We start from the raw sequence: 9,405 nt of genomic DNA on the forward strand, positions 1-9,405 counted from the left end.
TTGCTCGCGATGAACGATAACGCGGTATCGCCATGAAACCGAGTCGCCAATATCGCGGGCAAGCCCGGCTCCCACAGGGGTTTTGTGGGCTTCTTGAAATTGTTAAATCGCCCGGTAACTCAGGCTGAAGCCCAGCTCAGCCGACTCTCCCTGTTGCAACAACCGCAACCCTGGATGCCCCGGCAGATGGTGGGCGTTCACCGGGTGGCTGACGGGTTCGAAACAGAAAAAATCCAGCCCGGGCGGGCAGAACACCAGGAAAAACTCACTACCCGTTGCCCGGCATTCCAGCTCATAACCCAGATCAGGCTGACTGATCAGGCCATTGCCATCCCACTCGGTAAAACCGTTGTCCAGGCGGGTTAGCGGCAGGCTGTTCAAGGCATTGAAGTTCCACTCGGCCGGTATATCTTCCAGCTGAGTGGGCAAGCCTGCTTCATCAGTCATCCAGACATGCGAAGCCTTGGCCCGCAACTGGGTGTTAGCGGTGCGGGGCAGGTAAGGGTGTAGGCCCAGCCCATGCCAGGCCGCACGTGGTTCCAGATGAGTGACCTTCAAAGTGATGCTCAGCGTACCGTCCTGCAAGCTGAAGCGTAGCTCTGCGCGATAGGCAAAAGGCGTGGTGCTGTTCAGTTCGAGGCAAGCGTGTTGAGCACTCTTCTCCACGACCTCCCAAGGCTGCTGCCAGGCACTGCCATGAATGGGCAGGGCGTCGTTGGCGCTGTTGGGCGCAAGCGCGAACCAGCCATCAGGACTTTCGAACCCACCGTTGCTGATCCTGTTCGACCAGGGCGCCAGCGGATAGCACGCCAGTTTACGTGCGGTCCCGGCGCTCAGGGCTTCGTCATTGCTGGGACGCAGCAACGGCTGACCACTGGCGATCACGCTCCAGTTAACAATACTGCCGCCGGTCAGCGGGGCCAGCGTCAGTCGGGTGATGCCATCTTCAAGCGTCAGGAGTGCCGGGTGCATGGTGATCTGCCGTATGAGTAGAGTTAGAGCGCTCAAGCCGTTTTGCGACGCCAGGTCAGCAGCACGATCCCGGTGACTACAATCAGGCCGCCAATGATCTGGCCGCCACTGAGCAATTGATCAAGGATTAACCAGCCAAACAACAGACTCGCCACCGGCTCGATGTTCATCACCGGCGCGTTGCGAGCCATGTCCAGGCGGTTCACGCAAATGAACAGCAGGGAAAACCCGACGCCGTACAACGTGACCAGACACGCCAGTGCGGTCCAGCCGGTTGAGGTGGAAGGCAATGAAACACCGCCAGGCAGCACGCCGCTGAAACCTGCCAGTGCTGCGGCGCTGAATACAATCAACATGGTCAGCATGCTGCGGACGGTGCCGCGTAGGGACGAGAGCTTGTGGTCGGTGATCCACAGCGCGCAGGCGAAAACTCCCGCTGCGCCGAAGCCAAAGGCGATGCCTTCGAGCCACTGAGCCTCAGTGCTGTGCTGGCTGGACAAACGCTCAGGTACGTCCAGCGCGAAGACCAGACCGATCAGAATGAAGCCCATCAGCAGGGCAGCACGGGCAGTGGGCCTGGCACCACCTAAAGCCCAGGTAAGCAATGCCAGCAGAATCGGCGCAACGTTGGCAATCAACAATGCCAGCGCAACCGGAATTCGGGCTACAGCCGAGTAAATGCAGAAGCTTTGTGCCGCGATCAGCAAGCCCAGCAACAATTGCCAGCGCCAGGTACCGGCGGTCAAACGAGGGCGTTCACGTTGCCAGAGCACCAGGCCGGTCAGCACCAGTAAGGTCACCCCCGAGCGACACAGAATCGCCAGCAGCAAGCCGGTGTCATGATCGAAGGCGATACGCGCGGCGATGTGATTACCTGCGAAAGCACAGGCGAGGAGGGCGAGGAGCAATACAGCGATGTGGCGGGGAAACAAAGCAGGAGCAGACATGAGCAACCAGCCTCCTTGGCTGGAAAACAAAGGCTGGCGGAGATGATCTGTAGGAGTGAGCTTGCTCGCGATGGCGTCAGATCATTCAAAGATTGTTGAATGACATATCAAATCGCGAGCAAGCTCACTCCTACAGTTTTTGCTGCTATCTCGAAGCCTTACAACACAACACTCGGCAACCACAGGGAGATTGCAGGGATGTAGGTGACCAGCATCAGCACCATGAACAGTGCGGCGTAGAACGGCAGCAGGGCTTTTACAGTGGCTTCGATGGTCACTTTACCCACCGCCGCACCCACGAACAGGACCGCGCCCACCGGCGGTGTAATCAATCCGATCCCCAGGTTCACCAGCATGATCATGCCGAAGTGCACCGGGTCGACGCCCACGCTCGCAACCACAGGCAGCAGGATTGGCGTCAGGATCAGGATCAACGGCGCCATGTCCATGATGGTGCCCAGCAGCAGCAACATGACGTTGATGCACATCAGGATCACATAGCGGTTATCCGAGATGGTCAGGAACGCCGTGGTGATTTTCATCGGAATTTCCATCAGCGTCAGGATGTACCCGAAGCTGGCAGCGAAGCCGATCAGAATCATCACGATGGAAATGGTACGTGCCGCCCGGTGCATCAACTTGGGCAGGTCGCGCCATTTGTAATCGCGGTAGATGAACATGGTGACGAAAAACGACCAGAGCACGGCAATGGCTGCCGACTCGGTGGCGGTGAACACGCCCGACAGGATGCCTCCCAGAATGATGACGAGAGCCATCATGCCCCACAACGCTTCAGCGGCGATTTTCAGCGCCTGACGCATTGGGATCACTTCGCCTTTCGGGTAGTTGCGCTTGCGGGCAAAGATCATGCACAGGCCCATCATCACCGCACTGAGCAACAGGCCTGGCATGATGCCCGCCATGAACAGCGAAGCGATGGATACCGTGCCGCCAGCCGCCAGCGAGTACAGCACCGAGTTATGGCTGGGAGGCGTCAGCAAGGCCTGTACAGAACCGCTGACTGTCACCGCTGTGGAGAAATCACGGGGATAACCGGCACGCTCCATTTCCGGGATCAGTACCGAGCCCACCGATGCTGTATCGGCCACTGAAGAGCCGGAAATCGCGCCGAAGAAGGTCGACGCCACGATGTTCACAAGGGACAGGCCGCCACGTACGAAGCCGACCAGTACGCCTGCAAACGCCACGAGCCGCCGTGACATGCCGCCTTCGGCCATGATCGCGCCCGCGAGGACGAAGAACGGGATCGCCAGCAGAGAGAACTTGTTAACGCCGCCTGCAATTTGAATCATCAGTGCATCGGCGGGGATATCGATCCACCAGGCCCCGATCAGAGCGGAAAGACCTAATGCATAAGCGACCGGCATGCCGATCAGGATCAGGGCGATGAAACTGCCTAACAGTATGAGAGCATCCATTTATGCCGCACCTTCGCTTTCTTCAACGACATCAAAATGCATCACGGAACGGTGGCTTTGGTCACCCAGGAACACTCTTTCCAGGATGAAAATCAGCGTCACGATCGCGCCAAGGGGAATAGGCAGGTAGGTAATACCGACTCGCAGTGCCGGGATCTCGCCGAGGTACTGGTTCCAGGTGGTCGCGCAGAGTTTGAAACCCTTGAAAATCATGAACAGCGCAACAATGGCCATCAAGACCTGCACCAGCACTGCTGCGGCCTTACGGGCTTGAAGGGGCAGACGATCTACAGCCATGGACACCGCCATGTGTGCGCCCGCGCGGTAGCTCGCGGCAGCGCCGAAGAAGGTGAATACCACCATCAACAGAATCGCAACCGGTTCTGGCCAGCTTGAGCCGGTGCCCAGGACGTACCGGGTGAAGATGCCCCAAGGAATAATCAGGGTCATGATCAGGACCGCGAAACCGGCAATCCCGATACATATCCGATAAATAATATCGTTAATGCTCAACAGCGTATTTTTCATGAAGGCTCACCACAGCGGCGGCGAACGAGCTTGCGCTCGCCCCCGCGGCGTTAACGGACTGACTGATAGGGCTGTTTAGTTCTTGGCAGCGGCCAGAGCTGGATTGGTCTGTACCGCTTCGATGCGGTCGATCAGCTCTTTGTACGGTGCACCGTATTTGTCGCGAATCGGCTGGGTAGCGTCGTAGAAGGCTTTTTTCTGCTCAGGCGTCAGCGTGATGAACTCCACGCCGGCGGCTTTAAGCTTGGCTTCTGCTTCAGCAGACGATTTGTCCCACAGCACGCGCTCTTCAGCCTGAGCCTCTTTGGCCAGTTTTTTCACCAGCGCCTGCTGCTCGGGCTTCAGCTTTTCCCAAGTCACCTTCGCCATCACGATTGGCTCGGGCAGGATCAAGTGCTCGGTCATGGTGAAGAACTTGGCGTTCTGGTAGTGGTTGTGCTGGAAGTAGGTTGGCGGGTTGTTTTCTGCGCCGTCGATAACACCGGTCTGCAAGGCGCTGAAGATTTCGCCGGTGGCCATGCCGATACCGCTGCCGCCCATGGCATTAAAGGTATCGATGAACAGCGGGTTGCCCTGCACGCGAATCTTCATGCCCTTGAGGTCGGAGAGCTGGCGCACTGGTTTCTTGGTGTACAGGTTACGGGTGCCGCCATCCATCCACGCCAAGGCAACCATGTTCGCTGGAGAGTTGGTGATCTTGTCGAGAATTTCCTGGCCGATCTCGCCGTCAATGATCGTGCGCATGTGCGCCTGATCACGGAATACGAACGGCAGGTTGAAGACGTTCACGTCAGGCACCACTGGGCCTACGATGCCAAGGCTGACCCGGGTCATCTGGACTGCGCCGCTCTGCAGTTGTTCAACCACTTCTTTTTCAGAACCCAGCACACCGCCGGCGTACATTTTGAAGCTGAACTCGCCTTTGGACTGCTCTTCGAGCTTTTTGCCCATGTTCTGTTCGGCCACTACCGGGGCATAACCAGCAGGGTGAACTTCAGCGAATTTGATTTTGACTTCAGCCTGGGCCAGGCCCGACATGCAGAAGGCCAGCGGAAGTGCTGCGATGAGAAGCTTGCGTTTGAAATCCATGGATAACTCCAGTTTTGTTGTTTTTGTGGTGCTGGTGGATTTGTTGGGTGAATCTTCAGCCCTTGAACGCAGGCTCCTCCAGGCCTTTGACTCCGGGTCTCAGGGCAAAGACGCCACCTGCCAGTGGCTGGTCGCTGATATCGCCACCGGGGCGAATCGAGGTTACATAAAGCGTGTCCATGTTCGGACCACCAAAAGCGCACATAGTGGGTTTCTTCACAGGAACATTAAGTGAGCGATCGAGCTTTCCGGCTGGCGTGAAACGGTGGATCAAGCCTGCATCGTTGCCGCAGATCCAGTAACAGCCATCGGCGTCTACGGCTGCTCCGTCAGGGCGGCCCAGATAGTTGTTCATGTCGACGAACAAACGACGGTTATGAGGCGTGCCGCTGTCCGTGTCGTAATCGAATGCCCAGATTTTTTGCACACTTGGGTGCGAGTCTGACAAGTACATGATCTTGCCGTCCGGGCTGAACGCCAGGCCGTTGGGCACGATGAAGTCGCTGAGTTGCGCCGTGAGCGCTACGCTCTGGCCAGCGCCGTAACGATACATCGCGCCGACAGGTGCGCCCGCGCCCATGTCCATCAACATGGTGCCCGCCCAGAAGCGGCCTTGACGGTCACAGCGTCCATCGTTGAACCGCATGCCTGGCAATGCATGTTCAACGCTGGCCAGAGCAAGACTGCCCAGGGTGCCGTCGGCCTGCTCGGTGAGGCGATACAGACCGTCTTCCATGCCAGCGATCCAGTCGCCGTTCTCGGCACGAGCGACACAGGCGAGCATTTGTGGCGCTTTCCAGCTTTGGCTGCTGTCATCGGCCGGATCCCAGCGATGCAGTTTGCCCGCTGGAATATCGACCCAATAAAGGGCCTGTTCCTTGGCGCTCCACACCGGGCTTTCACCCGTTGCGTTCTGTGCGTCGAGAATCAATTCAGCATCCATGTCGGGCTGTCCTCTTTATTATTTTTATCGCTGTTCAGTTGTCGCCAAAAGGACCTGATGCGACGAATGCGCCGCCTTGATAAACCATGGCCGGGTCGTCGGCAGCTGGCATCGGTTGCGCTTCGACCTTGTCGCGAAACTGCTCCGAGCTGTCCTTGGGGTGGTAGCCAAGGTGTGCTGCGTAACGGTTGTCCCACCAGACATCGCGGTTGGCAGAGGCGCCATAAACGATGGTGTGGCCGACATTCGGCGCATAAAGCGAGCGCTCGATCAGTTGCGTCAAATCGTCGAAGCTTAGCCAGGTGCTCATCATTCGACGGTTTTGTGGTTCGGGGAATGATGAGCCGATACGGATGCTCACAGTTTCGATGCCGTAACGATCAAAATAGAAGCTGGCCATGTCCTCGCCGTAGGATTTAGACAGGCCGTAATAGCTGTCTGGACGGCGCGGGGAGAGCGCATCAATGGTTTCGTCCTGCTTGTAGAAACCGATGACGTGGTTGGAGCTGGCGAAAATAATACGCTTCACGCCATGACGACGGGCGGCCTCATAGATATGGAAGACACCGCTGATATTCGCACCGAGGATTTCTTCGAACGGCCGTTCAACCGAAACTCCGCCAAAATGCAGGATCGCGTCGACACCTTCGACCAGTTGGTGAACGGCTTGTTTGTCAGAGAGATCGCACAGTTGCACTTCTTCGCTGGAATCAACAGCCGGAGCCATTTCGCTGATGTCGGAGAGGCGCAGGACCTTGGCGTAAGGACGCAGGCTTTGTCGTAGAACTTTGCCCAAACCGCCTGCCGCGCCTGTCAGTAGCAGACGATTGAAGGGATTTTGGGCGGTATGAGTCGTTGTCATGAGAGTCCCTTGCAATTCTTATTAGTTGTCATCTGTTGTCGTATGACTTCCGGTGATTATTTGCAGTCGCCTGTAGCTTTGTCAACGCGACTTAGGTCGAAATGATGGCTGGTAGTCACTGGGGCTGTATAGGCCGCTCTGGTATTTACGGCGCCCACGGTCCTTTGGCAAACATTGGACCTGTAGGAGCTGCCGAAGGCTGCGATGGCGCCGTGTCAGGATAAAAGCTTCGCAGCCTCCGGCAGCTCCTACAGGGAGTAGAGTTTGTTACTTAAAGCAACGAAAGCGGGTAGCTGATGAAGATCCGGTTTTCGTCGAACTCGTTGGTGCTGAAGTCGCGACGAATGGAGGAGTTGCGCCACCGGAAGTTCAGGCTCTTGAACGTGCCACTCTGTACGGTGTACGCCAGCTCCGACTCACGGCCCCATTCTTTGCCATTAGTGATAGCCCCAACGTGAACATTGTCACCGCTGATGTATCGGTTCATCAGTGTCAGGCCCGGCACGCCGAGGATTGCGAAGTCCAGGTCGTGACGCAACTGCCAGGATTTCTCCTTGGCGTTGTCATAACTGGCGTTGTAGCTATCGTTCGCCAGGGTGCCGCCGCTGGTGCCGTTGACCCGGAACCAGCCGTCATCGCCACTGACTTTCTGCAGGCCGACATACAGCGTGTTGCCTTTGTATTTGGCTGAGAGCAAAGCGTAGGCGGTTTTGTTATCCAGATCGCCAGCCAGTTTGTTGCCGTCTTCTTCACCCCAGAAGTAACCCAGGTTGGCGCCGAGCGTTACGTCGCCAATCGGTTGGCTGTGCAGGACGTTGATGAATTTCTGGTTGTAGATGTCTTCCAGTTGGGCGTACCACAACCCGATCTGGGTGCGCTTTTCATTGAAGGCGTATTCACCGCCGCCAAAGTTGAAGCGATCAGACTGGAAAGCGCCCCGACCGTTGAGCGACATGTCTTCCATGCTCGCGTCGTTACGTGGGCTGTTACCGCGGAACTGACCGCCATACAGGGTCAGACCGGCCAATTCTTTCGAGGTGATCTGGCCGCCACGGAACGTCTGCGGCAGCGAGCGGCCGTCGTCTGAACGCAGGATCGGCAGCACTGGCATCCACTCGCCGATCTTCAATTCAGTATTGGAAACCTTGGCCTTGGCAGCGACGCCCAAGCGTCCAAAATCATCCGCCGGGCGACCATCGCTATGGATGGGCAGCAGTTGTGTGCCGCCAGTGCCCTTGCCGCCATCAAGCTTCACCGAATACATGCCCAGTACATCAACCCCGAACCCGACCACGCCTTGGGTGTAACCGGATTTGGCATCCAGAATGAAACTCTGCGTCCACTCCTCGGCCTTGCCCTGCGGGGCTGCGCTGTTGGGGTAGGACGGGTTGGTGAAGTTACGATTGAAGTAGGCGTTACGGAAAGTCAGTGTGGCTTTGCTGTCGTCTACGAACCCTTCGGCCATGCCCATTAACGGGAAAGTCAGGCCCATCGTGCCCAGCCCAAGAACGACCAGTGAACGTTTCTTTTGAGATCTCATTATTGTTGTGCTCCCATTTTTTTGACAAAGCAGTCCTCCAGCGGCCGTTGATCGGCCTGTACGATGGAAGAATGCAAGACGCCCCCATGCCGGGGCTTAAGACCTGAACCGCAATGCGGACGAGCCTTTACTTCGAAACGGAAAAACCGTTAGCGAATTCGATGAAAAGAGGATTTATCCCGGGCTTGATCGGGAGCGCGAATACAAGCTCTTACAGGACACGAGGTGTGCTGGTTGCTAAAGCGCGGACATTGCGGGGTTCGAACGAGGTTCGTCATACGTGTGCTTCCCTGATTATTGTTATTTTTGTTATCTGTCGTCGTACAACTTTTGGCGATATTTGCAGTCTGCCCTGGCTTTGTCAATAAGCCTTTCGGACGGGTTTGAGGAATGTCAGGATGTTGTCGATGAGTGGCTCGCGGAAGGGCAGAGAGCGTCTTTCGCCACGCGTCTATTGGCACGTTGGCCATTCAATCCCCAACATAACTTCACAGACGAAACGCGTTTCCCCTGTGGGAGCCGAGCTTGCTCGCGATGCAGGCGCTTCGATTTAGCGAGCAGCTCGCATTGCTCCTGTCGCGGGCATGTTTATCAACCTGGAGCCATCATCATGAAAATAGGCCTGATATCCGACACCCATGGCCTGTTGCGCCCTCAAGCCCTGGATGCGCTCCAGGGCTGCGAGCACCTGATTCATGCGGGTGATATCGGCAAGTCCGCTATCCTCGATACCTTGCGTGAGCTCGCGCCGCTGACCGCTGTGCGTGGCAACAATGACGAGGACGACACCTGGGCCAGCGATGTGCCCTATTCAGAGGTACTGCAGGTGGAGGGCGTAGGCATTTACGTGACCCACATTCTGGCTGATGTACCGCAACCGCTGCCCGATGATGTCCAGGTGGTCGTCGTGGGTCACTCTCATAAGCCACTGATCGAGCAACGCGACGGCGTACTTTTCATCAACCCGGGCAGCGCCGGGCCACGGCGTTTCAAATTGCCGATTTCGGTTGCCTTGCTGCACATTGATGAGCAAGGCGTAAGGGCTGAGCTGATTGAATTGGCTGTGTGAAGCTGGAATACATCCT

The 9,405-nt window shown here is 57.0% G+C and carries 9 protein-coding genes; 1 reads left to right on the forward strand and 8 read right to left on the reverse strand.

Features of this window, described 5'->3' with window-relative positions:
* Positions 1-102: 102 nt before the first annotated feature.
* The 8 genes from AUC61_RS15435 to AUC61_RS15470 all read right to left on the reverse strand — a co-directional run bounded on the left by AUC61_RS15435 (position 103) and on the right by AUC61_RS15470 (position 8,320).
* A complete protein-coding gene (locus AUC61_RS15435) occupies positions 103-972 on the reverse strand; it encodes an aldose 1-epimerase (protein ID WP_243247123.1) in 870 nt (289 codons plus the stop codon).
* A gap of 32 nt (positions 973-1,004) precedes the next feature.
* A complete protein-coding gene (locus AUC61_RS15440) occupies positions 1,005-1,919 on the reverse strand; it encodes an EamA family transporter (RefSeq protein ID WP_243247124.1) in 915 nt (304 codons plus the stop codon).
* Between the two features lie 158 nt (positions 1,920-2,077).
* Complete coding sequence (locus AUC61_RS15445; protein ID WP_243247125.1) at positions 2,078-3,358, reverse strand: TRAP transporter large permease; 1,281 nt, start codon at positions 3,356-3,358, stop codon at positions 2,078-2,080.
* The gene (locus tag AUC61_RS15450) at positions 3,359-3,886 is read right to left on the reverse strand and encodes a TRAP transporter small permease (protein ID WP_243247126.1); all 528 of its coding nucleotides are present in this window, start codon (positions 3,884-3,886) and stop codon (positions 3,359-3,361) included.
* Between the two features lie 75 nt (positions 3,887-3,961).
* The gene (locus AUC61_RS15455; protein WP_243247127.1) at positions 3,962-4,975 is read right to left on the reverse strand and encodes a TRAP transporter substrate-binding protein; all 1,014 of its coding nucleotides are present in this window, start codon (positions 4,973-4,975) and stop codon (positions 3,962-3,964) included.
* 55 nt (positions 4,976-5,030) lie between these two features.
* Positions 5,031-5,918, reverse strand: coding sequence for a glucurono-1,5-lactonase (locus AUC61_RS15460; protein WP_243247128.1), 888 nt, complete (start codon positions 5,916-5,918; stop codon positions 5,031-5,033).
* A gap of 34 nt (positions 5,919-5,952) precedes the next feature.
* Entirely contained in the window at positions 5,953-6,780 is an 828-nt protein-coding gene (locus tag AUC61_RS15465) for an NAD-dependent epimerase/dehydratase family protein (RefSeq protein WP_243247129.1), read from the reverse strand.
* Between the two features lie 271 nt (positions 6,781-7,051).
* Positions 7,052-8,320 carry an OprD family porin gene (locus AUC61_RS15470; RefSeq protein WP_243247130.1) on the reverse strand — a complete coding sequence of 423 codons (1,269 nt, stop codon included), beginning with the start codon at positions 8,318-8,320 and terminating at the stop codon, positions 7,052-7,054.
* A 610-nt stretch (positions 8,321-8,930) separates the two neighbouring features.
* On the opposite strand from AUC61_RS15470, the gene AUC61_RS15475 reads away from it, so the two are divergent.
* Complete coding sequence (locus AUC61_RS15475) at positions 8,931-9,389, forward strand: metallophosphoesterase family protein (protein WP_243247131.1); 459 nt, start codon at positions 8,931-8,933, stop codon at positions 9,387-9,389.
* Positions 9,390-9,405 lie beyond the last annotated feature (16 nt).

It is taken from the genome of Pseudomonas maioricensis (assembly GCF_022790535.1).
In the GTDB taxonomy this organism is placed as follows: Bacteria; Pseudomonadota; Gammaproteobacteria; order Pseudomonadales; family Pseudomonadaceae; genus Aquipseudomonas; species Aquipseudomonas maioricensis.

Excerpts from the sequence above, each read along its gene's own strand:
- AUC61_RS15435 (WP_243247123.1), bottom strand. The coding sequence starts at position 972 with ATGCACCCGGCACTCCTGACGCTTGAAGATGGCATCACCCGACTGACG.
- AUC61_RS15440 (WP_243247124.1), bottom strand. The coding sequence starts at position 1,919 with ATGTCTGCTCCTGCTTTGTTTCCCCGCCACATCGCTGTATTGCTCCTC.
- AUC61_RS15445 (WP_243247125.1), bottom strand. The coding sequence starts at position 3,358 with ATGGATGCTCTCATACTGTTAGGCAGTTTCATCGCCCTGATCCTGATC.
- AUC61_RS15450 (WP_243247126.1), bottom strand. The coding sequence starts at position 3,886 with ATGAAAAATACGCTGTTGAGCATTAACGATATTATTTATCGGATATGT.
- AUC61_RS15455 (WP_243247127.1), bottom strand. The coding sequence starts at position 4,975 with ATGGATTTCAAACGCAAGCTTCTCATCGCAGCACTTCCGCTGGCCTTC.
- AUC61_RS15460 (WP_243247128.1), bottom strand. The coding sequence starts at position 5,918 with ATGGATGCTGAATTGATTCTCGACGCACAGAACGCAACGGGTGAAAGC.
- AUC61_RS15465 (WP_243247129.1), bottom strand. The coding sequence starts at position 6,780 with ATGACAACGACTCATACCGCCCAAAATCCCTTCAATCGTCTGCTACTG.
- AUC61_RS15470 (WP_243247130.1), bottom strand. The coding sequence starts at position 8,320 with ATGAGATCTCAAAAGAAACGTTCACTGGTCGTTCTTGGGCTGGGCACG.
- AUC61_RS15475 (WP_243247131.1), top strand. The coding sequence starts at position 8,931 with ATGAAAATAGGCCTGATATCCGACACCCATGGCCTGTTGCGCCCTCAA.